The sequence below is a fragment of the uncultured Ellagibacter sp. genome (genome assembly GCF_934643285.1).
Lineage (GTDB): Bacteria > Actinomycetota > Coriobacteriia > Coriobacteriales > Eggerthellaceae > Ellagibacter.
In genome coordinates, this window is record NZ_CAKUBT010000003.1 from 73866 (window position 1) to 95301 (window position 21436).

General features: G+C 59.0%; 27 protein-coding genes and 4 pseudogenes. 14 read left to right on the forward strand and 17 right to left on the reverse strand.

Going from position 1 to position 21436, the window contains the following annotated elements; all coding sequences use genetic code 11:
* The first annotated feature begins 20 nt into the window (after positions 1–20).
* Positions 21–1724, forward strand: a complete 1704-nt coding sequence (locus Q0I65_RS03070) for an AAA family ATPase (protein ID WP_296059684.1) — start codon at positions 21–23, stop codon at positions 1722–1724.
* 1 nt (position 1725) lies between these two features.
* On the forward strand, positions 1726–2829 hold the full coding sequence (locus Q0I65_RS03075) for an AAA family ATPase (protein ID WP_296059685.1): 1104 nt from the start codon (positions 1726–1728) through the stop codon (positions 2827–2829).
* Positions 2830–3333: 504 nt separating this feature from the next.
* Here the strand turns inward: Q0I65_RS03075 and Q0I65_RS03080 are convergent.
* A complete protein-coding gene (locus Q0I65_RS03080; RefSeq protein WP_296059864.1) occupies positions 3334–3660 on the reverse strand; it encodes an ATP-binding protein in 327 nt (108 codons plus the stop codon).
* A 284-nt stretch (positions 3661–3944) separates the two neighbouring features.
* Between Q0I65_RS03080 and Q0I65_RS09660 the strand changes: the two are divergent.
* Together Q0I65_RS09660 and Q0I65_RS03085 are read left to right on the forward strand one after the other, a co-directional pair.
* Positions 3945–4127 (forward strand): annotated as a pseudogene (locus Q0I65_RS09660) (zinc-ribbon domain-containing protein); the annotation flags it as partial.
* 24 nt (positions 4128–4151) lie between these two features.
* Positions 4152–4619, forward strand: a complete 468-nt coding sequence (locus tag Q0I65_RS03085; protein ID WP_296059686.1) for a zinc-ribbon domain-containing protein — start codon at positions 4152–4154, stop codon at positions 4617–4619.
* 251 nt (positions 4620–4870) lie between these two features.
* On the opposite strand, the gene Q0I65_RS03090 is transcribed toward Q0I65_RS03085, so the two are convergent.
* Positions 4871–5371, reverse strand: a complete 501-nt coding sequence (locus Q0I65_RS03090) for a hypothetical protein (RefSeq protein WP_296059688.1) — start codon at positions 5369–5371, stop codon at positions 4871–4873.
* On the opposite strand from Q0I65_RS03090, the gene Q0I65_RS03095 reads away from it, so the two are divergent.
* Positions 5370–5504, forward strand: coding sequence for a hypothetical protein (locus Q0I65_RS03095; RefSeq protein ID WP_296059689.1), 135 nt, complete (start codon positions 5370–5372; stop codon positions 5502–5504). The genes Q0I65_RS03090 and Q0I65_RS03095 overlap by 2 nt on opposite strands.
* Before the next feature lie 199 nt (positions 5505–5703).
* Positions 5704–5982, forward strand: a pseudogene (locus tag Q0I65_RS09665) (tyrosine-type recombinase/integrase); the annotation flags it as partial.
* 147 nt (positions 5983–6129) lie between these two features.
* Here Q0I65_RS09665 and istB read toward each other — a convergent pair.
* From istB to Q0I65_RS03115, 4 genes are all read right to left on the reverse strand, one after another.
* Entirely contained in the window at positions 6130–6903 is a 774-nt protein-coding gene (istB, locus tag Q0I65_RS03100) for an IS21-like element helper ATPase IstB (protein WP_296059690.1), read from the reverse strand.
* Positions 6896–7477 carry a hypothetical protein gene (locus Q0I65_RS03105; RefSeq protein ID WP_296059691.1) on the reverse strand — a complete coding sequence of 194 codons (582 nt, stop codon included), beginning with the start codon at positions 7475–7477 and terminating at the stop codon, positions 6896–6898. Before Q0I65_RS03105 ends, istB begins: the two co-directional genes overlap by 8 nt.
* 84 nt (positions 7478–7561) lie before the next feature.
* Positions 7562–7864 (reverse strand): hypothetical protein, encoded by a 303-nt coding sequence (locus Q0I65_RS03110; protein WP_296059692.1) that lies wholly within the window; start codon positions 7862–7864, stop codon positions 7562–7564.
* Complete coding sequence (locus Q0I65_RS03115) at positions 7849–8379, reverse strand: hypothetical protein (RefSeq protein ID WP_296059694.1); 531 nt, start codon at positions 8377–8379, stop codon at positions 7849–7851. Before Q0I65_RS03115 ends, Q0I65_RS03110 begins: the two co-directional genes overlap by 16 nt.
* Before the next feature lie 205 nt (positions 8380–8584).
* On the opposite strand from Q0I65_RS03115, the gene Q0I65_RS03120 reads away from it, so the two are divergent.
* The 4 genes and pseudogenes from Q0I65_RS03120 to Q0I65_RS03135 all read left to right on the forward strand — a co-directional run.
* Positions 8585–8881 (forward strand): hypothetical protein, encoded by a 297-nt coding sequence (locus Q0I65_RS03120; protein WP_296059695.1) that lies wholly within the window; start codon positions 8585–8587, stop codon positions 8879–8881.
* Positions 8874–9029: a hypothetical protein gene (locus Q0I65_RS03125; protein WP_296059870.1), complete on the forward strand. Its 156-nt coding sequence runs from the start codon at positions 8874–8876 to the stop codon at positions 9027–9029. The genes Q0I65_RS03120 and Q0I65_RS03125 overlap by 8 nt, the downstream gene beginning before the upstream one ends.
* Entirely contained in the window at positions 8972–9289 is a 318-nt protein-coding gene (locus Q0I65_RS03130) for a tyrosine-type recombinase/integrase (protein ID WP_296059697.1), read from the forward strand. Before Q0I65_RS03125 ends, Q0I65_RS03130 begins: the two co-directional genes overlap by 58 nt.
* 139 nt (positions 9290–9428) lie before the next feature.
* Positions 9429–9617, forward strand: a pseudogene (locus tag Q0I65_RS03135) (IS3 family transposase); the annotation flags it as partial.
* A 98-nt stretch (positions 9618–9715) separates the two neighbouring features.
* On the opposite strand, the gene Q0I65_RS03140 reads toward Q0I65_RS03135, so the two are convergent.
* From Q0I65_RS03140 to Q0I65_RS03160, 5 genes are all read right to left on the reverse strand, one after another.
* The gene (locus Q0I65_RS03140; protein ID WP_296059699.1) at positions 9716–10369 is read right to left on the reverse strand and encodes a retron system putative HNH endonuclease; all 654 of its coding nucleotides are present in this window, start codon (positions 10367–10369) and stop codon (positions 9716–9718) included.
* 5 nt (positions 10370–10374) lie between these two features.
* Positions 10375–11676 (reverse strand): AAA family ATPase, encoded by a 1302-nt coding sequence (locus Q0I65_RS03145; protein WP_296059701.1) that lies wholly within the window; start codon positions 11674–11676, stop codon positions 10375–10377.
* 872 nt (positions 11677–12548) lie between these two features.
* Entirely contained in the window at positions 12549–12704 is a 156-nt protein-coding gene (locus Q0I65_RS03150) for a hypothetical protein (protein ID WP_296059702.1), read from the reverse strand.
* A 161-nt stretch (positions 12705–12865) separates the two neighbouring features.
* Positions 12866–13984, reverse strand: coding sequence for an ATP-binding protein (locus Q0I65_RS03155; RefSeq protein WP_296059704.1), 1119 nt, complete (start codon positions 13982–13984; stop codon positions 12866–12868).
* 34 nt (positions 13985–14018) lie between these two features.
* Positions 14019–14270 carry an ATP-binding protein gene (locus Q0I65_RS03160; RefSeq protein WP_296059707.1) on the reverse strand — a complete coding sequence of 84 codons (252 nt, stop codon included), beginning with the start codon at positions 14268–14270 and terminating at the stop codon, positions 14019–14021.
* A gap of 366 nt (positions 14271–14636) precedes the next feature.
* Between Q0I65_RS03160 and Q0I65_RS03165 the strand changes: the two genes are divergently transcribed.
* The 3 genes and pseudogenes from Q0I65_RS03165 to Q0I65_RS09670 all read left to right on the forward strand — a co-directional run.
* Positions 14637–14819: a sugar transferase gene (locus tag Q0I65_RS03165; protein ID WP_296059866.1), complete on the forward strand. Its 183-nt coding sequence runs from the start codon at positions 14637–14639 to the stop codon at positions 14817–14819.
* 16 nt (positions 14820–14835) lie between these two features.
* Positions 14836–15474, forward strand: a complete 639-nt coding sequence (locus tag Q0I65_RS03170) for a hypothetical protein (RefSeq protein WP_296059709.1) — start codon at positions 14836–14838, stop codon at positions 15472–15474.
* Between the two features lie 222 nt (positions 15475–15696).
* A pseudogene (locus tag Q0I65_RS09670) lies at positions 15697–15804 on the forward strand (hypothetical protein); the annotation flags it as partial.
* A gap of 505 nt (positions 15805–16309) precedes the next feature.
* Here the strand turns inward: Q0I65_RS09670 and Q0I65_RS03175 are convergent.
* From Q0I65_RS03175 to Q0I65_RS03195, 5 genes are all read right to left on the reverse strand, one after another.
* Positions 16310–16630 carry a hypothetical protein gene (locus Q0I65_RS03175; RefSeq protein ID WP_296059711.1) on the reverse strand — a complete coding sequence of 107 codons (321 nt, stop codon included), beginning with the start codon at positions 16628–16630 and terminating at the stop codon, positions 16310–16312.
* 372 nt (positions 16631–17002) lie between these two features.
* A complete protein-coding gene (locus Q0I65_RS03180) occupies positions 17003–17836 on the reverse strand; it encodes a nucleotidyl transferase AbiEii/AbiGii toxin family protein (RefSeq protein WP_296059714.1) in 834 nt (277 codons plus the stop codon).
* Positions 17833–18360: a type IV toxin-antitoxin system AbiEi family antitoxin domain-containing protein gene (locus Q0I65_RS03185; protein ID WP_296059718.1), complete on the reverse strand. Its 528-nt coding sequence runs from the start codon at positions 18358–18360 to the stop codon at positions 17833–17835. The genes Q0I65_RS03180 and Q0I65_RS03185 overlap by 4 nt, the downstream gene beginning before the upstream one ends.
* A 353-nt stretch (positions 18361–18713) precedes the next feature.
* Positions 18714–19889: an AAA family ATPase gene (locus Q0I65_RS03190; RefSeq protein ID WP_296059720.1), complete on the reverse strand. Its 1176-nt coding sequence runs from the start codon at positions 19887–19889 to the stop codon at positions 18714–18716.
* 3 nt (positions 19890–19892) lie between these two features.
* Positions 19893–20759 carry a hypothetical protein gene (locus Q0I65_RS03195; RefSeq protein WP_296059723.1) on the reverse strand — a complete coding sequence of 289 codons (867 nt, stop codon included), beginning with the start codon at positions 20757–20759 and terminating at the stop codon, positions 19893–19895.
* Positions 20760–21141: 382 nt separating this feature from the next.
* Here Q0I65_RS03195 and Q0I65_RS09675 point away from each other — a divergent pair, with 382 nt between their 5' ends.
* Complete coding sequence (locus Q0I65_RS09675; protein WP_366513210.1) at positions 21142–21318, forward strand: sugar transferase; 177 nt, start codon at positions 21142–21144, stop codon at positions 21316–21318.
* Here Q0I65_RS09675 and Q0I65_RS03200 read toward each other — a convergent pair.
* Complete coding sequence (locus Q0I65_RS03200) at positions 21242–21403, reverse strand: hypothetical protein (RefSeq protein ID WP_296059725.1); 162 nt, start codon at positions 21401–21403, stop codon at positions 21242–21244. The two genes, Q0I65_RS09675 and Q0I65_RS03200, sit on opposite strands and share 77 nt — an antisense overlap.
* Between the last annotated feature and the right edge of the window lie 33 nt (positions 21404–21436).

Sequence of the window (21436 nt, forward strand, 5' to 3'; positions counted from 1 at the left end):
CGTTGGCAGGGAGGTGCCGAGTGGAGCAAGGGCTATATGTCAAAGAGCTTTATATCGAGGGATTCAAGAAGTTCTCTGAACCAGTGCGCATCTCGTTGAAGCAGGGCATGAACGTACTTGTCGGCAATAACGATTTCGGCAAGAGCACAATACTGGAGGCACTCCATCTCGTTTTGACGGGCACTTTTCGCGGGCGGTCCCTCAACCAGGCGCTTACGCAGGATCTTTTCAGCATCGACGCCGTCGGGCGTTATTTCGACATGCTCAGGAGCGGCCATGTGGTGGAGCCGCCGTGTATACGGATCGAGGCGACGTTTGACGGCGCTGATGCGCACGAGCTCGCAAAGTACGAAGGCGACAATAATGTGGGTAAGGCGCCCGCATCAGGTGTTGGCATCCTTATTGAACTTGATCGTGACGAGTTCGGCCCCGAGTTCGATGAATACGTCAAAGGGCTTGAAGGCAACGCTCTGCCTATCGAGTACTATCACGCTAAGCGCTATACTTTATCGCGCCACAGGCTCGTGGCTTCGACGCTGGGCTTTCGGTCTTGTTTGATTGACTCCTCGGGCAATGCGAGGAGCGGGAGTCAGCAGTCTTATATCTCGCACCTTGCAAAGGATGTATTGGACCGCGACGACCAAATCGCCGTTTTGCAGGCATATCGGCAGACGCGGGTACAATTTGACGGCTGCGACGCTGTCGCCAATGCCAACTCCCTGCTTTCCGATAAAGTTTCGAGTCTGACGGGAAAGAAGGTCAGCTTTAGAAGCGATATGGGCAACAAACAGGCCTGGGAGTCTGGTGTGGTGGCTGCGCTAGACTCAATTGCCTTCATGCATGCCGGCGCCGGTTCCCAAAATATGGCCGAAGTCGAGCTTGCGCTTGCGAAAAGCGGTGATTGCGGCTCTGGTGTAATCTTGCTTGAGGAGCCGGAGGCCCATCTCTCCCATGCAAACCTCAATGCGCTTCTTGAGGGGGTTTGCGAGCGTCTGGGCGGCCAGCAGGTACTTGTGAGCACGCACAGCAGTTTTGTTGCCAACAAGCTCTACCTCGGTAACCTGCTTATCGTGGGTCCTGACGGCAACGCCGCAAGGCTAAGTGACGCCTGCGATTCCGCTACATTTCGCTTCTTCGAGAAGCTGCCCGGCTACTCGACCCTACGCTTCCTTCTTTGTAAGGCGGCCATTCTTGTGGAGGGCGATTCGGATGAGCTTATAGTGCAGCGGGCATACATGGACTCGCACAAAGGACGTTTGCCCATACAGGAGGGGATCGAAGTTGTCTCGGTCGCCAACTCGGCGCAAAGGTTCTTGCAGATGGCCGAGGCTGTCTCGCAGCCGGTTGTTGCGCTGACGGATAATGATGGTGATGTAGATAAAAGGCGTTCGCAGTACGGTCGCTACTGGTTGCTTTGCGACGGGCAAGCACCCATCGGCGCCCGTATCGCCGTCAGCTTCCCTGGCAGATGCTTGGAACGAGGGTCCATCGAGGATTACTCGTACAACACGCTCGAACCTGAGCTTTTGGAGGCCAACGGCCTCCAAAAGACTGGGGCTGTCTTAGATAAAGCTTTCAAGGACCGCGACACCGCCCTGAGACACATGAGGGCAAGTAAGACCGAGTGCGCGTACAAGTTCTTTACGGCTGATGAGGACATTGTCTGGCCCGAATATATCGTGCGCGCCATAGAGTTTATCGATGCGGCCATAGGGCGTGGGTAGCATGGCTGGCGTGTTCTATGACGCTGCCGCTGGGTCGGGCAAGACAACGCATTTGACGAGGTTGGCGGCGGCGTGCACAGATAAGCGCGTGCTATTCACTACCTTCACAGATGAGAACGCTGACGAGATTAGGCGCGTCTTTTTGCGTGAGTATGGGCATGCTCCCGGAAACGTTGACATCGTGCCTTGGTACACGTTCCTTTTGCGGGAAGGTGTGAAGCCCTATCAGGGTTCAGTAGGGCTTGGCGATGAAGAGATTTGCGGTATCAAGCTCGTTAACGGAGCTTCCGCTCTAAGAAGCCGAAAGGGCGATTTACGGCATTACGCTCTCCGTCAGTCTGACGGGAGCCTTCGTGTTTATAGCGACAAAGTTGCCGAGTTAGCTCTCTATATTGATGAGAAGATCGAAGGGCTTGTTTTTGACAGGATTTCGCGGCTCTACTCAATGGTCTGCATAGATGAGGTGCAGGACATGTCAGGCTACGACCTTGAATTCATTGCCGCCATAATCGGCAAGGTTAAGGATGTACGTCTCGCCGGCGATTTGCGACAGGCAACATATCGCACCTCCAACGTGACGAAAAACAAGCAGTATCGAGTGAAGGGATTTGGGCGGTTCCTGTTGGATAGGCACCTCGATTGTTCTATTGACTCCGAAACTCTCCGAACGTGCCACCGTTGTTCTCAAGAGATTACGGATTTGGCTGATGCACTATACCCGGACTTTCCTGCGACCGTATCGTCGACTGACACATTTTCCGACGAGGACCATGCCGGTGTTTTCCTTGTCAGAGAGTCTGATGCCGCGGCGTACAACGAGCGTTACGGTGCGGCTTGCCTTGTTCATGACAAGCGGACAAAAGTCCCTTCGGACGTTCGAGCTCAGAACATGGGCGCCGTGAAGGGCAGAACTTTCGACCGGGTTTTGTTGTTCCCGACTTCCAAAATGCGCGACTGGTTGTTAAATCATGATGCAAACCTTGAGCAGGCGACGAGGGCGAAGCTCTATGTTGCGATAACGAGAGCGAGGCTGAGCGTTGCTGTGGTAATTCCCGATCATCTGGCTTGCGACTTGCCTTGTGGATTCAGCGTATGGAGCCGTTGAAGCGTGTCAGGCGTATAGAGTGCTGTCTGGCCGTCGATGCGGCCGTCAAAGACGGTGCTCGCTCAACAAGGTGGCGAAGCTTGGCCTGTGCAAATGGATGGCCCGTTTCCGCGAGGCGGATTCCGGCCGCTTTCCCCACAGGTCGAGCGAGACGTCGAGTTGGTGAAGTTCGCGTGCCTTGGCGTCGTCGACGCTAGGGCTGTCGTCGCGGCTCCGGGCAGTGGCGTCGTTGCGAACCTGTCTTCCGCTCCCCTAAGCCGTCCGAAAACTGAAGTTTTCCGACTCTTTAGCTCACAATCCTGCCTTACTTTCGCACGTGCGGATTCCTGCTCTGACCTGACGTTTCGACAGCCGCCGGTGGCGGAAGGTGCACCTCCGCACCGAAGCCTTCCTAGCTCCTCATCGCCTCCATCAGAGCGTCGAAGCCCAGCAGCCCCCTTGACCTGGCGCGTTTGTGAACAGGACCATGAGCGCGAATTCGCCGCTTGCCTTCCCAAGGTCGCGCTATTCCCCCTTGCCGTACTTAGCCCGCATGTTCACCTCTCCCATCTCTACCCACGAGGCGTTGTGGACGATGCGGTCCATGATGGCGTCGGCGTGGATGCCGCCGTCGAGCCTGGCATGCCAGTCCTTTTGCTGGAACTGCGTGCAGAAGATCGTGGGGGTCTCCTTGAATCGCCTCTCCATCACCTCGAGCATGAAGGCGCGGAAGCCCTCGTCGGGCTTCTCGAGCAGCCATTTGTCCAGCACGAGCAGCTGGAAGTTCGCCATCTTCCTCACGAGCTTGGCGTCGCTCCCGGTCTTATCGACGGCGAGCCGGCGCTGCTGTATTCCGTAACATCTAAGTCGACATAAACGTCAGCCGAAAGTCGACACTTCCCGCATGGGACATGCTGGCCAAGTCTATGGGCTACCTTGACGGGTGCTATGTATCCGCTAAAGGAGGTCCGGAAAGGAAATGATCAGCACGTCTAATCAGAATGATCGCATGCGCCAGCTGTGACACCAAGGGGACAGCGTCTCCGAGATAGCGAGGAAGACAGGGGTGTGCCGGGACACGGTCTACAAGTGCGCGGCAGGGAGGACTTTAGCGAGGAGCTCCAAAGGAAGTGCGGGTGTTCAACGACCTCGCGAGCCAACACCTCGAGCTTCTGGCTGAGTGGGATTGGGGGCCGAACGGCGACCTGAGGCCCGACGGCATCGTCTCCGGCAGCGCGAGGAGGGTCTGGTGGAGATGCGGGCATGGGCACGCATGGCAGATATCCGCTTACAACAGAACCGGCGGCGCTGACCGTGGTTGCCCCTACTGCGGCGACCGCAAGGTGCTGAAAGGCTACAACGACCTGAGGACGACGCATCCCAAGATCGCGAGGGAGTGGAACAAGGAGCGCAACGGCGACCTGAAGCCGACCGATGTGATCGCCAACTCCAACAAGCGCGTCTGGTGGAAGTGCAAGGAGGGCCACGAGTGGTCCGGCCTCATAGCGAACCGAGCGCGCAAGGGCAAGGCGGACCCGGGCTGCCCGTACTGCTCGGGGCGCAAGGTGCTCGCCGGCTACAACGACCTGGCCACCACGCATCCCAGCATAGCGGCCATGTGGCACCCGCGCATGAACAAGCGCTTGAAGCCCACCGGCGTGCAGGCCGTAAGCCGCAAGCCCGCATGGTGGCGCGGCGGGTGCGGCCACGTCTGCCAGATGGCCGTCCGCGACAGGGTGAGGGCCAGGCCGGGCTACTGCCCGTACTGTTCGGGGAGGAAGAGGCCCGAGAGGCCGATAAGGCTCGACTAGCCCTCGGCCCCTCGGCGAGGAAGGAATGGGGGCGGGTCGGCGCCTCCTGCCTATAGGCGTGATTTTGCGAATATTGGACTGGACGGGTATGCGTGGCAGCTATGGGGGCTGCATCATTTTCGATGGCTGCTTGGGTTGCGGGCGCATGGGGACGTGGAGAGGATGGGCGGATAAACCTAGGAAGGCTACGGCAGCTCCGATGGTGAGGCGGCTTGCAAAGATTAGATGCAAGCCGCCTCATTTTTCGCAAACTATCCCAGGGTCCCCGGGAAATGCGTCGACACGAATGTGGCTAGGGCTGCGACATGCGTCGCGAAGGACGAGCAGTCGTTGAAGCCCTTGAGGCTGTTCATGATCGTTTTGATGATTGAGGGTTTAGGCTGCGCATCGGACAGGGCCTCCTTCATAGCCTCGATGGTTTCCAGGGCGGCTTGCTGCCTATCGGCATCGAGATCGCTTGTCGACTTTTTCAGGTCTTCCAGGATCGTCTTGAGCTCTTCGGCCGCCGCGCTGTTCGTCTGGTTTGCCGTGACCGATGCGTTGTCCGTTGCCATGGCTGCCACGGCGCCGCCATGGTTCCCGAAATAATTGAACTGCGAGACGTTGCTGTCGAGGCCCATTTCTATTCCCTCCAATGTGAGCGTGCGGCTAACGCCCGCCACCAAGCGCCGGGCGACTTCTTCGAGGAAGTTCTTCGCCATGACGTCGAGCACCTGCGCGAGGCGGCCGGCGATTGGCCGGTGGTGCTGCATGACTAGGATCGCCGAGCTGGTTCGCGGCTACCTCGATTACAAGCATTCGCTCGGATACAAGGTGAGGACCGAGGGCCGCACCTTGATGCGGTTCGCCGAAGACATGGAAGAAAAGGGGTTCGACGGCCCCTGACCTCGGAAGTCGCGCTCGAATGGATAGACGGATTCGAGAATGCGGGACCATGTACAGGGTGAGGCTCTACGAGACGCTGCGCACGTTCTCGCGCTACGCGTGCGCGGTCGACCCGCAGTCGAGGCTGCTCCCGAAAGGGCCGGGCGGGTGCCACGGCCGCACCGACCCCTACATATACAGCGACGCGGAGGCCGCGTCGATGATGTCCGAGCTGGCCTCGCTGCACTCTCCCGACGGCCTGCGCGCGAGGTCGCTGCCGACGATGTTCGGGCTGATGTACTCGGCCGGCCTGAGGCCCTCGAAATGCACGCGCCTGACGCTCGGCGATTACGACTCAGCCGCCGGTGCCGTTCTCGTCAGGCAGTCGAAGTTCAACCGCGGCAGGATAGTGCCGCTGAGCGACACCGCCGCGGCCGCCGTGGAATCGCACATGAGCCGCCTCGCGGGATGCGGACGCCCGGACGCGCTGTTTGTGTTTCGTCAAGCACTTCTTTCACAAAAATCACGGACCGTTTCACTCGTCATCATTGAAATTGTTCACAGATCATCACGGTGCCCTGGGTGGCCCCCAGGGGGCTCCCTTCCGGAGCCCCGGGGCATCGTGCGCAAGGTTTCCGCCCCCCTGCTAGGCGTCTGGCTCCGCCCGCATGAGCGAGTTGAGCAAGCGGTGGCTCTCGCGGTCGTAGGTGACCAGTCTTCCGTGGTGGATGACGCGGTCGAGCATTGCGCGGGCCATGTCGGAGTCGCTGAATATCGCACCCCAGCGCGAGAAGTCGATGTTGGTGGTGAACAGCAGCGAGATCTTCTCGTAGCAAAGCGATATCACGCGGAACAGCAGCTTGGCCCCGTCGGGGTCGCACGGCAGGTAGCCCCACTCGTCCAGGATGATCAGGTCGCACTTCTCCAGGGCGTCGAGCTTCTGCTTGAGCCTGCCCTCCTGGTGGGCGGCGTTGAGCTCCAAGATCAGCTTGGAGGTCTCCTTGAACGCCACTCTCTTGCCCTGTCCGCACGCGATCAGCCCCAGCGCGACGGCCGTGTGCGTCTTGCCGTTGTCCGAGCCGCCGTAGAGAACGACGTTCTCCTTGCGGTCCACGAACCCGCAGGTGGGCATCTCCTCGCGGCTGAAGTCGGCCGGAAACTCGATGCCCTCCCACGAGAAGTCCCTGAAGTCCTTGGCGAACGGAAAGCCCGCTTGCCTTCTCAGCTTGGCTATCTTGTTCGCGACTCTCAGGTCGTACTCGCTTTGCAGCAGCGAGCACAGGAACTCGAACTGGCCGTCGGTGGCCTCCTGGGCCGCCTTCCCGTACGTCACCGAGCTCAACAGCACCGAGCCCGACCTGCGCTCCATCCCCTTGAGCCTGTCGAAGCGCGCCTGCGTCTTGACCGGGAGCCTAGCCATTGCCCGCCACCTTTCTCCTCATGAGGTCATCGTACATGATCAGCTTGCCCGCGCCGTCGTCTGGGACTCGGCGGCCCGCGCAGCTGATGCGCGCCGCGGTGACCTCGACGTCGCTCGGCGCGGTCGCGCCGGTGGCCGCCAGCGTGTCCTCGAGGGCCGCCGCGCAGGTCTCGATGCCATGCTCGCGAGCAACCCTGGCCATGGTCTTGAGCTGCTCGCGCAGGTCCTTGGACTGCATGACGTCGAGGTGTTTTTGCACGGGCTCGGCAAGCATCGCGTGCACGCTCGACATCGGGAACGCGCGGGTCTTGCGCACCAGCACGTCGAGCACGGCAACCGGGTTCTCGTCGTCTGTGAAGTCGGCGCCGAAGCGGCGGGTGCAGGTGCGCAGGCGCTCGCCGGCAAGCGTGCCGATCTCGACCTCGTAGGCGCGCACGCCGACGATCACCTCGGTCTCGGGCATCGACGGGTCGGCCAGGTACTTGTGGTCGGGCGAGTCCTTGGTGCGACCGATCGTGACCTTGCCGTAGCCGTCGGTCTTGCACGCGACCCAGTCCACGGCATCGAACGGCACCGCCGGCAGCGGCATCAGCGCGAGCTTGTCGGCCTCGAACAGCTGCGCCCAGCTCAGCTGCTTTTGGTAGTGGTCCTCCTCCGATCACTTGTCGCACTGCGCGAGCATGCCCTCGTTGAAGGCCTTGAGCGAACCCACCTTGGGCACCGGCACAAAGAGGTTTCGGCGGATCCAGCCCACTTTGCCCTCTACGTTGCCCTTCTCATGGCCGGAGTCCGGGTTGGCAAAGGCGGCCTCGAAGCCGTAGTGCATGCGAAACGCCTTGAACAGGTCGGATTCCTTGACCTCGCCGCAGACGCGGCGGCCGACCTCGGTGGCGTTGCCGAAGACCACCAGCGGCGGGACGCCGCCGATGTGCTCGAAGGTGTCCTTCAGGCCCTGGCACACGCACACGGCCTTCTCGTCGCCGAACAGCTGGGCGAGGCCGTGGTTGGACTGCGGGAACGACTCGGCGAGGTAGTGCATGCGGGTGAGGCTCCCGCGGTAGTCGAAGTCGGCCTGCCCGAGTCGACCTGCATGGTGCCGGCCGGCCACTCCAGGCCCAAAAAAGGCCCCTTCGCCGCCTCGAGCCTCGCTTGGGCCTTCAGCTCCTTCGCGTAGCGCTGCACCGTCGAGTAGCTGCCCTCGAACCCGTGCTCGTCGACGAGGCGCCTGTGTATGCGCTTGGCCGTGTGGCGCTGCTTGTGGTAAATGCGCCTGTCCTCCTCGAACATCTTGGCGAGCAGCGGCTTGTAGGGGTCGAGGATGCTCTCCTCGGTCCTCTTGACCGGCCGCTTCGGTGAGAAGTCCTCCTTGGCGAGGTACTTTCTGATGGTGGGGTAGGAGAACCCGGTGGCCTCCTTGATCTCGGTAGGGGTGCTGCCCTTCGCGGCCGGGTCCTTGATCTGCATCTGCTGCGTCATGCTCAGCAAGTCCTTCCTGCCTTCCTCTGGGTGTCCGGCACTCTGCCGGGCCGAGGTTGGCACAAGCGTTGGCAAGACTACTGGCACGCGTGGTGATCGGTGAAAATTTTTCATGATGACGGGTGAAAAGCAGGGTTGGTGACCAGTGCAGTTTCTATGCTACGAAACACAGCTGTTCCAAAGGACCGGTGGAAGGCCGTTCGACGTGAGGGCGGTCGAATACGCCTGGCAAATCGCGAGGAGGGTTCTCCTTCCCGAAGGGGCTGGCTGGGACCGAAGGCCTCCCCGCCCGTACGAGTGCAGGCACTCGTTCTGCACGCACACCATCGAGAGATGGGTCGCGGAGGGCCGCGACGTCAACGCCATGATGCCCATCCTCAGCGCATACGTCGGGCATTCCAAGGTCGCCGACACGTACTGGTACCTGACCGCGACCGACGCGCTCTTGGACGCTGCATCAGACATGTTCTGGGCAAGCGTGGGAGGTGGTCGCCGTGGCTAGCTCGGAAGAGGTGACGTTCCAGCAGGCGGTCGAATCGTGGTTCATGGCCTGGCTCATGGGCCACAGGTCGCTCCGTGGCGTCGTACAGGCATGCGCTCGCGGCTGGACGCCGTCGTCCGAAGGGTCTCCAAGGCCGCCCCATCCCTGAAATGCAAGAAGATAGGGCCGCACACTTTGCGGCACTCGACGGCGATGGCCATGCTCGCGGCGGGCGTCGACCTGAGCACGATAGCCATGTGGCTGGGGCACGAGAGCGTCCAGACAACCCAAAGGTACATGGTCGCCGATATGGAGATGAAGGAAAAGAACCTGGAAAAGGCGTTAGGAAAGAACCCCTTCGGGGAGGCTCCGCAGCAAACGCTTTTCAAGCCCGACGAGGGACTGCTGGCCTTCTTGGAATCGCTTTAAGCGAAAACGCTATGTGCCGGGACCGCCAACCAAAAGCCAGATGGAAGCGCATGTTTTACGCTGCCCGGCACCTAGTTGCGGCCTATCACGAACGGCTTGATGCCGCGCTCGGCGCGTAATGCCGACATATGCATTACTGGCCGAGGGATTCTTCGGCAGGTTCAAAAATGAATTCTTCCACCATCGGGAGTGGTCGGGCGTGACGGTACCCGAGTTCTGCCGCATGCTCGACGCCTATCTGAGATACTACAACGAGGAACGGCCGAAGGAGAAGCTGGGCTGGATGAGCCCGATGCAGTACCGCAGAAGCCTAGGGCTGGCCGCATAGCCGGTCCAAAGAAACGTCCGCATCCCCGTAATTCGCCCCATGCTATGCGCCTCGAGAAGAATCTTCGTTGTCGGCGTCGCCCAGTAGAGAGTCATGCTTTATCTACCTTGGCGAATTCTTTTGTCAAGAAGGTACAACAACACACCGGCAAACTCTGGCTTGTTTTCGCTCTTCTCAATCTTTTTGCGGCGCCTTTTGCACGCACCGGCAGCGTTTCCTCGTTGCGCAGCGCAAGACAACCATTTGTTGAACTCCGCCATTACTGCTTTGCGATTCTCGGGAAGATAGGCCGCTTCACAATTGAGATTCAATGTGTCGACCAAATCGACGTGAATGCTTTCATCCGTAGAATAAATCAGGCCGTTGCTACGATATGCGATATTTTCCAAAGTTTCAGGCTTTAAGGGATTGACCGTGAGAGGCGTATTGCGTCGATGTCTGTCACAAGTCAATCCCTTCTCGTTCCCAGCATTCTCATTCCCGTCACAAACCGCAAGCATGTTATTGTAGTCGACATCTTGCCCAGGCTTACACATGCTTTGCGGGACGATGTGTTCAACATGCGAGGCGCCGGCGGAAATCCTCCTCATGCAATAGGCGCACAAATTGCCTTGCTCGCGACATAGCGATTCGCGAATAGGCTCACGGTTTTTTAGTTCGCCCCAATCTACGGAGGCGTCTGGCGTCGACCGAAGGCTGGCCAACTCTTCAACCATTTCCTTAGGCGCCTTGCCCTTTACGATGTGAATCACGAGTCTCACGGCCGTTCCAAAAACAGCGCAGTCCGCGCAGCAACTAATTCGGTATCACTAGATCCAATCAAGCTTGTTAGACTATCAAGCTCCGCCTCAGCATCGTCATATTTTTCCGCATCCAGCTTTTTGTAGAAATTATTGAAATGCTCCTGCACCTTTTCAGGACGCTCGTCTACGCCCATAACCGTTTTCAATATTCGTGCGATATTGCCACCATATGTCTCTACGCCTTGCTGAGCCACCCCATTCGAAGACAATATACGCAAGGCGCGCGCTTCAACCGAAGAAATCACAATGGGGGCATGCGTCGTCACGATAAATTGAACAGACGGGAAAGCCAGCCTCAAATCGCCCAAGATGCGTGCTTGCCATCTAGGATGCAAGTGCAAGTCGATTTCATCTATCATGATTATTCCGGGAGCATGGCAAGCGTTTTCTCCAAGCTGAGGATTAAGCTGCGCCATTCTTCGAGCAATATCAGCGAACATAAGCACAGCTGACCTATAGCCATCGCTCATTGAGGACGTTGTCTCAATCACTACGTCTCCGGCTTCATTTTTAAACTTGACCGCAATATCTTGGAGTTGAAGATCAAAGTACGCAGATACATTATTCGCCTTGGAAGCGCTCGAAAAGCAATTCGACAATACGCGCGTAACGCAAGCAAGCTCGGGGCTTTTTGAACCAGATTGCAACTCCCAAAGTGTCATGTTCCGCATCCACGTAAGCGTCTGCGCCTCGTTAATTTGCACGCCAAAAGCATCAGAATAGGCCTTAGTTCGCGAAGCAAGGAAGGAACCTGATACATTAGACAGAGGAATAGCAGTATTCCTACTAGCGAAACGATTTGCGTCATAGTATGCCAAAATGGGCAGAACAACATCTTCTCCCGCAGAGACACGTTGTTGAAGCTCATACCCTGCGGCAATAATGCTTTGGGCTTGCTTTCTTGTCATTTTAGATTTCCCTGAAAGCAGTTCCCGAGACCAGCAATACGGATGAAGATTCAATGACCCCATAGCCTCAATTTCGACCGGGTATTGGCCCTGACGAACCGTGACAGATCCCGTTTGGACAGCGATGCAACGTGCGTCGGCCCTTCGTATGCTAAGGCTTTGTGCATTCTCCACCTTCGCAAGAAGAGAACTCGCAGCAACCGCGCACGCATTAAGAAGCGTTGTCTTGCCCACGCCGTTATTGCCGACAATAACGTTCAGGTAATCATCAAAGACAATATGAAGAGACTTAAACCTTCGGTAGTTTTTCAGGTCGAGGCTTTTAATGCTGAAATCGAAATCACGCATAAGACACCCTTGTTCAATTGGTCAACGATAAATCAGTATAACCGACACAAAGCTCTCGCAGCGAAGAAGGTACTCTAAAGAAGCTATTTAGCCAAAGCCTATTCCTATTCCTATCATGGTTAATTTGCAAATTCATCCGAAGTGCGAGTTAAGTTTTGCGGGAAAAGTCGGCCGGGAACCTCGCCGCGGCGATGGGGGTCGTGGCGCGTTCGGCGCTGCGGATGGCCGCATTCTAGCACGACCTGGCGCGGAAGCACGCGTTCGACCTCATCGCCCAGGTCGACGCCTGGTGCGGCGGCATCCAGCCGGACCCCGCGGATTCGGGCACCGCCGACGGCCTCCTGGCCAGGGACCTCTCGGCGGCCCTGCCCTCCCTCCGTGAAGAAGGCCGGGAACTTCGGCGCCATGAGCGGCCGCCCCTCTGCGATCGCGCACCTGATCAGGCCATCGCCTCGGCGCCTTTCCTTGACCACGACATGCCGCGGCCCTTCATCCTCGCCGCGCCGACGTGGGCGTTCGTTCCCTCCATGGTGCCCATCGTTTCTTTCGGGAAAACCACGGAGCCGGCGTTGTTCAGCATGTATTTGCGCAGGTCGCGCACCTTGTCGCGGCGCTTGGTTTAGAGATTGGATGCTCCTAATGGGGCAACGAGTGCGATGTTGCCGAGAGGTAGTCGTTCCACAACAGCAACATCAGTCGCACAGCCTCGCGACTTCGGCGCCGCATTTTGCGCAGCGACCCTCGATGAGCACGCAGTCGTGGCGCATGCGCAGCGTGTAGCCGGGCGCGAACTCCGTCGTGCCGCAGTTATGGCAGAACGCGTTGGCGAGCAGCAGCTTGCGGATGTGTTCGGGGGTCTTTCTCCACTCTCGCTATGCCTCGATCTCCGTGACACCTTTGCCGCGGCGGAACTCGTCTTCCTCCATCTCCTCGGCGACGAACCTGGCGATCATTGCCTCGCTGACGCCGTCAGCCCTCATCTGCCGGGCCATCTCCTCGTATTTCTGCTCCACTGCTGACTTCTTCATTGTGGGGTTTGATTTTTCTGGCAGCTTATTTTGTTCTTCCTGTTGAATAAGGACGTTTTGCCGATTGCGGCTCGATGGCGACCCAACAGAGGTTTGATAACCTCGTGTGCAAAACGGTCAGCTGCGGTCAGTTCGCGGTCAGCTGCGGTCAGCTGAATCGCCTAGTCGACATCAGGGAGGCGGTAGTACTGGTAGGGGTCCCTTGAGTTTCTGCCGACCCACACGAGTGATCCCTTTTCGGCCAGCTTCTTCAGGGTTCCCGTCGCTTTAGTTCGCCCTACGCCGGCTTCTTCCATGAGCTCACGTTTCGTCACCTTACCGTTTTTTTGGGCGATTCTCATGGCAGTTGCTTCAGCCAGGTCGAATGCCCCTTCGAGCTCTGGTGCCTTCTTGGTGCTTTCCGCACCGGAAGGGAGCTCTTCTATGACCTGCGCACCCGGACGGTTGAATCGGATAACGGTGGTGTTGACGGTCTGCTTGTAGCTGAACTTCACGCCTTCGGTGTCGCAGTACCGTTTGATGCGGGGGATGCCTGTGCCGTACTGCTCGATCATGCCCGAGCGGAAGAGTGCCTGCGCGATGCCCGGGTTGCGCTGCTTGAGGCCGCCGTCTCCTCCTTCCAGGTGGTTTTCCGGCGAGTCGCCATCGGGGAACAGCCCGGGGCTCACCACTTCGACGAAGTCCATGTAGACGTTGACCTCGACGGCGGTGCCCGTGGTGTAGTCGCGGTGACACAGCGCGTTTGCGATGGCCTCGCGCACGGCTTCTCTGGGTATCTCGGGGATCTCGAGCCTCTGCATTCCCGGCTCGCCGAAGACGAACCTGCGGCGGATGTTGGAGATGACGAAGAATTCTGCCTTTTTGAGCAGTTGAATGAGCGGCAGGCCCTCCTGTTGGAGGTCGAAGATGTCGAGCTTGTCGTTCCCGGCGAGCAGGCCTAGCTTCATCCTCGGGTATTGTAACGGCGAGCGGCAGAACATCACGGCGCCGGCGTTGGTGAGCGTGCCGTTCGCGGCTATCATGCCGAGTCGCTTGAGCACGCTCGCTGCGTCGGCCGGCCCGTCTCCGATGCGGCCCGTCGTTTTGCCCATCTCGACGAACTCGCGCACGGCCGTCTCGTCTACGTCGTCGATAGTTCTGCCGGACGGCAGCGAGTCCCAGGGGTTGCGTGCGCGGTCGCGCTCGACGATCATCGTTGCCAGCTCTGACGCGGCCATCTGCTTGTTCGACGTGCCGACGCGCGTAAAGTACCGCCCGTCCGCGGAATAGGGTGCGTCCATACCCGAAAACGCGACGTGTATGTACGTTTTGCCGTTATCGCTGGCGAGGTGTTCTATGGTCGGGGGATATGGACGGTTCAATTTTGTCGGAAATCCAGCCCGCGACTTGGCGGATGGTGGCGTCGGTGACGTCTTGACCTATGACCCCGCCGTTGTCCTTGACGCCGAAGTAGAGCTCGCCGCGGCCGTGCTTGTTGAGCATGGCGCTCATGGCCTGCAGAGCCTCCTTGTGCTCGCCTGTCGACTTCTTGAACTCGACGGTCTCGCTCTCGCTGCCTAGGTTCATTCGGGCTGCCTTCCTATTTTGCGTTCGATGTTTTGGATTATACCTCGCCGGGTTTGAGGCCTCGACGTTGCGGCCTCGCCGGTATTGCTCGTTGATGCTTTAAGCCCTCGCGATTTGTTCGGATTTGCCGTTTCGCAACATCGCTGGGTTTGTATATGCGTCGACGTTGATGCGAAGAATCGTCCCATTGGGAATCTGTCCCAATGGGACGATTTGCTATCCGATTTAGAGGCGGCTTTTCGAAGCTGGCTCATCGCCAATGACGGTCGGAATAAGTTGCAAAAGTCCGGAGGCTCAAACTCCAGGAAACAGATAGTTCAGCTGTCTAGTCGGAGCATTTCTGCAGGTAATCTTCTTTTTTTCGTCTTGACAAAAGGGATGAGCTTAATCGGTCCCCGTCCGGAGCGCCCGGCGTTTTGCGCCGAGTTCGAGAAGCGTATCCACGGCTGGCATTATCGCACCATGGTGACGCCTGGTCTTAGTGGGCTCGCACAGGTGAGGGGCGGCTATGACCTTTTGCCGAAGGAGAAAGTTGCACTCGACTTGTGACAACGCAGGCAGGAAGGTGGTCAGCGCCCTTATCAAGGCTGTGGACGGTACTGAGCAGTGGGTCTCGCTGGAATCGTTCGACAAGCAGTATGGACAGCTCCTGGACCGACTTTGCGATATGGGAGTCTGGCAGCTGAACAGCCTGAACGACGCGGAAGACGACGGCTGCAAGACGCTTCTGCCCGAATGTAGCATTTTCGAGCTTTCCGATGTCGTTTGCGCCAAAGTGGGCGAGGACGCCGCCGCGAGGAACTTGTTCCTAGACGATGGGTGCCACTATGCTTTGTTTTTGCAAAAGAAGCATAAGCTCAATGAATTCATGGCTTATGCGAAGAGGATTGCCAATGCTGACGGGGCGGGGTGTGCGTCTTTCCTCTCGTTCGGGCTGGGGCGCTACACCTCGCTGGGTGGCGGCGAAGTCACGAGGTTCACATTTGATAAAGCTGATGTCGCAAAGGTGGTCGAACTCGCAAAAGTCGACGGTCTTCTTGCTGGGGCGCGCGCGGACGGCAGCTTCTTCGAGTTGTCGGAAGATTGTCAGCTGGCCGCGGCCGCCTTCCGCGTTGCGAGCGAAGACGATGATAGGAATAGCGTCTCTGCTGAAGATGCCAGCAGGTTTCTCGCGCGTTGGAAGCGGGATAGCGGAAGGATGTGATGACGGGTGGTGGCGCTTGGTTAGGGAAATCTTTTTTAGCGCTTCCGAGCTGCTCCCGGTTTTTCGCGCTTGGGTCGTAGTTGGACGGGGCAGTCGATATGGGGAAACGGCTTGACGTCTCTTGCGCAGTGACTTTGAGCTATAGCGAGCGCGGGCTGCTAGGCAGGCCTAAGCATCGTGCAGGTCATAAGCCGCAAGCTCGTATGATGGCGCGGCAAGTGCGGCCACGTCTACCAGATGGCCGTCCGCGACAGGGTGAGGGCCAAGCCGGGCTACTGCCCGTACTGCTCAGGGAGAAAGAGGCCCGAGAGGCCGATAAGGCTCGACTAGCCCTCGGCCCCTCGGCGAGGAAGGAACAGGGAGGCGGATCGGCGCCTCCTGCCTATAGGCGTGATTTTGCGAATATTGGACTGGGCGGCTATGCATGGCGGTTATGGGGTCCGCATCGTTTGAAAACACCTGCGGGCTACGTTCAAAACCGATGTGCGCGCAGCGCATAATGGAAGAAGATGGCCAGATATAAAAATCGGGATCGACCCGCCTAAAAGCAAATTGCTGGTTTCGGGAAATTATTGGCGACGGAGTCGAGCAGTCAAGCCCTTGGTGCAGACGCGTTGTGGTTTTTGGGGCTATGCTGGACGCAAGACTGGGGCTCGTCTGGCTCGGGTGCGTCCTTAAGGGGAATCATTCGAATCCTTCTTGACCATGGGCATGGCTAGCGCTGCGATAATGATGGACTTTCTCGCTAAAGGGACTGGTCCAGCGGGGGCGCCTCGGTTCCCGGGAGCACTACTCATCCAGCAGTTACCTACCTCCGGCAGGATTCCGTGAACGGCTAATCGCAAAGCCTTGCTACCTCGGCTCCGCATTTCGCGCAGCAACCCTCAACGAGCACGCGGCCGTGACGTATGCGCAGCGTGTAGCCGGGCGCGAACTCCGTCGTGCCGCAGTTGTGGCAGAACGCGTTGGCGAGCAGAAGCTTGCGGATTTGCTCGGGGATCTTTCTCCACTCCCGCAACGCCTCGATCTCCGTGACGCCCTTGCCGCGGCGGAACTCGTCTTCCTCCATCTCCTCCGCGACGAACCTCGCGATCGTCTTCTCGCTTACGCCGTCGGCCCTCATCTGCCGGGCCATCTCCTCGTATTTTGACCCCATGAATTGCCCTCGTTTCTCGCGTGGCTGCCGGTTGGGGGCGGTCAGCTTGCGGTCATCTGAATTGCTTGGTCGGTATCGGGCGGCGGGTACGCTTATGATGAGGGCCTTTCGTGTTCTTCGTCGCCCATCCGCAGGGGTTCAATTCGCCGACCTTGTATCTGCGCCCTCGACAATCTTGCTGGTTGGCGGGCGGTGCCTTATGCCTTCGGTCCGTACGTCCCTCGCATCTAGGATGCCTGCAAACGTCACCGTTCGCGCCGCCCGGGGAGCGATAGGTTGCAACCCGGCAGCAGGCGTACAGTAGGTCGACAGCTCCAGGCAGTAGCCGACACTGCTGAGGCGCGATATGAGGCAAGCTGCGCCCCGTGTCCTCTACTCAGATGCGTCGATCTTGGCCACGAGGGCGTTCGTCCACTCGACGGCATCGTCGGCGGTCGGCAGGACATCTAGGCCCTTGGCCTGCGAGCCGTACAGCTCGTTCCATCCCTCGCCTTTGACGATAGCAGGCGGCCAGGCCTGCTCGCGGCGGTAACCGAAGAGCCTGACGCACACCTCGCGGGTCCTTGCGTAGTCGACGCTGCCGCCGGCGACGGCTATCTGCAGGTCTATCAGGTCGTGTGCTCGCTCGCTGCCCGGGCTGCTGGCCGCGTGCAACTTCTGGGCTATCTGATGCTCGAGCCTCATGCATGGGACGGGTCCCGGCTCGGGAAACCCGAGCTGGGCAAGGATGGCCGCGGCCTCGGGCGAGGAGACCATGTCGGGGTCGTCGGCGTCCCCTATCTCGTTGTGCCCGACCTCCAGCGGTAGCGTCATCCACGATTTTCCGTTGTAGGAGAGCTTGACCTCGAACGGCTGCATGACGTATGCGGCGGGCACGCCCTCGGGCGACGGCGGCTCCTTGGGCGCGACGGTGCCGGTGAACCCGCACCAGCCTTTGGCGAGTGCGCCCTCTAGACGCGATACGTACTCGCCCAGCGACGAGGCCCTCGCGGTGTCGAGGTCGCGCGAGAAGCGCGTGGAGTCCTTGCCGAAGCGGATCTTGAGGGCGTTGCCGCCCTTGGCGGCGCCGTCGGGCAGCATCTGTCCGACTATCGCGGTGGCCAGCAGGCGTTTCACACGGCCAGGCTCGTCGCCGGTCTTCGCGCAAAGCCTGTCTATGGCGAGGTCTAGGTTCCTTCTGCTGTTGGGTGTTTTAGGCTGCGTCATGCCAGCTCCCTTTCCAATCTTTCGTACTCGCTGGCGGCGACCAGGCCCTCGCCGCGCGCCTGCTTGGCAGCCTCGAGGAGTCGGGCGGGCATCACCGAGCCGGCGCAGGACTCTATGGCGTCTGCCACACGCTGGGAGGGGATGCCTTCGTAGGACGTGGTGCGCTCGCCCTTGGGCGCGGTCACGGGCTCCACCCAGGAGGGGAGCCTTCGCCGCACCCGTTTCGGCGTTGCGACCTCGATTGCGCGCGGGTCGACCAGCGCCAGGCCGTGCATGGCGAGCACGGACTCGCCATGCAGGTAGGCCCCGTCGCCCACGAGCGCTACGGCCTCGGCGTAGGCGTCGTATGGCGTGGGCACCCAGCGCGCGAGCTTGTACACGCCGTGGCCGCGCCGCAGGAGCCTGCCGTCGGCGCACCAGCGGTTGAGCTCGCTGGGCGCCGCGCCGGCTTCTCGAGCCTGCGCGGCGGTGATTATCCCGTACCCGTCGGCTGCGATGTCGTATATGTCATCGAAATGTGCCATGTCAAAACCTTAACACATTCGTAAAGCTTTTGACAGCGTTTGTGAGCTTGTCGGGATAGGGGTTTGGCTGCGCGTTAGCTTTTTGCGTCGCTTTCTTTTCGGCTGAATGTAAGCCTATCCCGTAGAGATGAGGACCAGCTACGTACTGGCAGCTATGAGGTCTGCATTTTTTGATGGCCGCTTGGGCTGCGGGTGCATGGAGGCGTTCGGCTTAGGCGTGGGAGGGGCGATGCCGAGCGCGTCGGCGCTTTTGCTGAATGCGGCGACAGGAATACGTTGATTGGGTAGCGGCGCTTTCGCTGGGCTTGCTGTCATCCGTGACCGAGGGTCGCAGAAACAGCGCGGCATGGCGCTTAAAGATCGGCGCATTCATTTATGTAGTCGGCAAACCATTTGCGGGCCTCATTCTTGAGTACTCGGATATTCTCTTCTTTCGAAACGTCGATCCCCTCCAATGCCGCGTTTACTACATCGTCGGGATGGGGAAGCGTGTTGTGAGTGTGTTGGTACTTCGTCGCGACGTTTTCGATATAGCGTCGCACGAATGCCTGCTTGCCCTCTGTGCTCAGAGGGGCAAACCTTGCCTTGAGGCTGAAGCGGGAGAGGAGTTCGGGTGGGAACTTCTCCCGCACCTCTTCTTTTGGAGCGTTGGACGTGAATACGATGGCATAGCCGTCGAGGTCGTGCACCGCGCCTTGCGAGTCGGTGAAATGTCCGCTCTCAAGCAGGTCGAGGAAGAAGCTCCAAACCGCTGGGTTGGCCTTCTCGAACTCGTCTATGAGGATGACCCCGGATTCGCTGGCCTCGATTTTTAGGGTGAGCTCGCCCTCTTCGCTGCCGATATAGCCGCGCGGGCTTCCGATGAGCGAGTTGAGGGAGTCTTTACTGCTGTAGTTGCCAAAGTTAATCTTCGGAAGGGGCTGGCCAGGTGCGAGCAGGTCGCTGAGGATGCGGGCCGCCTCGGTCTTGCCGACGCCGGATGGGCCGAGCAGGAGCATGGATAGTATCGGCTGCTCGCCGATGGAGTTGAACAGCCTGAAGGCTTCGACCTGCTTGCGCAGCGCCTTTTTGAACGGAGCCTGGCCGATGAGTTTGCTGTCGAAGTCGTCAAGGAGCTCGTCGGTCTTCTCGTTGCTCAGGTCTATGAGGAGCTTTGCTCCGCGCTCGACCCGCATTGCTTCCTCGGCTGGCTCTCCTTCGATTTCGGCTTTCTCGATTTCGTCGAACAGCGTGCGCATGTCGTACTCACGACCCGCTGTCGCGTTCTCATCGGCCACGAACAGCGTGTCGTCGGGAAGCTGGTGCATCAGCACCTCAGTGACGGATGCGGTGTCGTTGAGGCGGCTGGCGGGATCGAGGAGCGGCAGCAGCGGCGAGACGTCGAGCGCGACGGGGCCTTCGCTGCACAGCGAGGCGAGCTTCTGCGTGCTGCACAGCTCCATTGCCGACGCGTAGGTGTAGCCGTCTGCTTCAAGCTTCGCCTTGAGATCGGGGAATTGGCCGCGTCTGTAAGTCGTCAGTTTGAGCATGGGCTACGCTTCCGGTTTTGCTTTTACGGCCTGGATAATCGAGAGCACGTCGATGTAGGTGGGCTTTTCGACGGCTTCGTCTTGCGGGCCTTCGGGTTCTGCGCCCACGTCTTCCATGCACTCGATGAAGCCGTCGTCTTCGCTCGGCTGCTGCTTGTCTTTGGTCTGGAAGTAATCGAATGAGCTGCGCAGATCGTCCGTTTTTACCTTGCCCTTGCAGATCCCCACGACGCCAACCTTGCCTATGAGCAGGTCGTCGATTGAGTATCCGCTTTCGAAGAGGCTGCCGCTGTCAATGGGTATTTTCAGGAGGATGGGGCCGCCGCAGCCATCTCCGGCTTCGCCTCTCAGCTTGAACGACGCCCCCGCCTTTACTATCGATTGGAACATGTGCCCGATATCGAGCCCGCCCGCCTCGGGAACTGTGAAGCCGTCGAACGTCCCCGTCATGATCGCGACGAGCGCACGTACCTCGTCTTCGTTGAGGAGCTCCAGATTGACGTCGTCGATGTAAACGAGGTCGCCTTCGTTGGCCGAGTTCCCTTCAAAGACGCTGCAACGGGCGATGATGTCGGAGAGCATGCGGCTTTTTGTGTGGATGTATTCCAGCGTATCGACCATTTTGGTCTGCTTCTCGTGGCCGATCTTTCCTTCGATGTTGCCCTGTAGCTCTGTAAGGAACGGGACTTTTGCGCCGGCTTCGGCGTTGATGTTGGCTTCGCTCGATGTCGAGCCCGTTTGCTCTCCCGTGTGCCCCGTTTGAAGCCGGTTGTCAAGGAGCATGCGCATCTCGAAAACCTTGTCTTGATTCATGTAGTAGACGGTGAACAGTTCCGGCGTTTGTGCTTGCGGTTGCTTCTTCTTTGCCATATGACTCCAATGCGCTGTGCCATTCCGTTATCCGTTTGAATTATAGCGGCGGTCGAGGCATGCGTCCTTAGCTGCGAGCTAAGCCGGTGTTGCTCGTCGATGCTTCAAAGCCTCGCGATTTGTTCAGATCTGCCGTTTCGCTAAATCGCTGGGTTTGTGTATGCATCGACGTTGATGCGAAGAATCGTCCCATTGGGAAAATGCCCCAATGGGACGATTTGCTATCCGGTTTGAAGGTGGCTTTTCGGAGCCGGTTCATCGTCGATGACGGTCGAAATGAGCTGCAAAAGTCTGGAGGTTCAAACTCCAGGAAACAGATAGTTCAGCTATCTGGTCGGAGCATTTCTGCAGGTAATCTTGTTTTTTCGTCTTGACAAAAGGGATGAGCTTAATCGGTCCCCGTCCGGAGCGCCCAGCTTTCTGTGTCGAGTTTGAGAAGCGTATTCACGGATGGCACTATCGCACCATGGTGACGCCTGGTCTTAGTGGGCTTGCACAGGTGAGGGGCGGCTATGACCTTTTGCCGAAGGAGAAAGTTGCACTCGACTTGTGGCGTTGATGGTCTCCTCGATGGTTTTCCTGACCAGCTCGCGCATTTTGCCTTTCACGGTCTGCTTGTCGAATGATAGGATTGAATCGGACACGGCCTGCCTCCTAGCATGATTGAATTCGACACC

What these genes read in the sequence shown, in the direction of transcription:
- Q0I65_RS03190 (WP_296059720.1), bottom strand. Translation starts at nt 19,889, where the DNA reads ATGCTCAAACTGACGACTTACAGACGCGGCCAATTCCCCGATCTCAAG.
- Q0I65_RS09675 (WP_366513210.1), top strand. Translation starts at nt 21,142, where the DNA reads ATGAGCTTAATCGGTCCCCGTCCGGAGCGCCCAGCTTTCTGTGTCGAG.
- Q0I65_RS03160 (WP_296059707.1), bottom strand. Translation starts at nt 14,270, where the DNA reads ATGAACCTAGGCAGCGAGAGCGAGACCGTCGAGTTCAAGAAGTCGACA.
- Q0I65_RS03115 (WP_296059694.1), bottom strand. Translation starts at nt 8,379, where the DNA reads ATGACGCAGCAGATGCAGATCAAGGACCCGGCCGCGAAGGGCAGCACC.
- Q0I65_RS03095 (WP_296059689.1), top strand. Translation starts at nt 5,370, where the DNA reads ATGACTAGGATCGCCGAGCTGGTTCGCGGCTACCTCGATTACAAGCAT.
- Q0I65_RS03130 (WP_296059697.1), top strand. Translation starts at nt 8,972, where the DNA reads ATGCGCTCGCGGCTGGACGCCGTCGTCCGAAGGGTCTCCAAGGCCGCC.
- Q0I65_RS03150 (WP_296059702.1), bottom strand. Translation starts at nt 12,704, where the DNA reads ATGAAGAAGTCAGCAGTGGAGCAGAAATACGAGGAGATGGCCCGGCAG.
- Q0I65_RS03185 (WP_296059718.1), bottom strand. Translation starts at nt 18,360, where the DNA reads ATGGCACATTTCGATGACATATACGACATCGCAGCCGACGGGTACGGG.
- Q0I65_RS03175 (WP_296059711.1), bottom strand. Translation starts at nt 16,630, where the DNA reads ATGGGGTCAAAATACGAGGAGATGGCCCGGCAGATGAGGGCCGACGGC.
- Q0I65_RS03145 (WP_296059701.1), bottom strand. Translation starts at nt 11,676, where the DNA reads ATGCGTGATTTCGATTTCAGCATTAAAAGCCTCGACCTGAAAAACTAC.
- istB (WP_296059690.1), bottom strand. Translation starts at nt 6,903, where the DNA reads ATGGCTAGGCTCCCGGTCAAGACGCAGGCGCGCTTCGACAGGCTCAAG.
- Q0I65_RS03180 (WP_296059714.1), bottom strand. Translation starts at nt 17,836, where the DNA reads ATGACGCAGCCTAAAACACCCAACAGCAGAAGGAACCTAGACCTCGCC.
- Q0I65_RS03195 (WP_296059723.1), bottom strand. Translation starts at nt 20,759, where the DNA reads ATGGCAAAGAAGAAGCAACCGCAAGCACAAACGCCGGAACTGTTCACC.
- Q0I65_RS03155 (WP_296059704.1), bottom strand. Translation starts at nt 13,984, where the DNA reads ATGGACGCACCCTATTCCGCGGACGGGCGGTACTTTACGCGCGTCGGC.
- Q0I65_RS03090 (WP_296059688.1), bottom strand. Translation starts at nt 5,371, where the DNA reads ATGCAGCACCACCGGCCAATCGCCGGCCGCCTCGCGCAGGTGCTCGAC.
- Q0I65_RS03075 (WP_296059685.1), top strand. Translation starts at nt 1,726, where the DNA reads ATGGCTGGCGTGTTCTATGACGCTGCCGCTGGGTCGGGCAAGACAACG.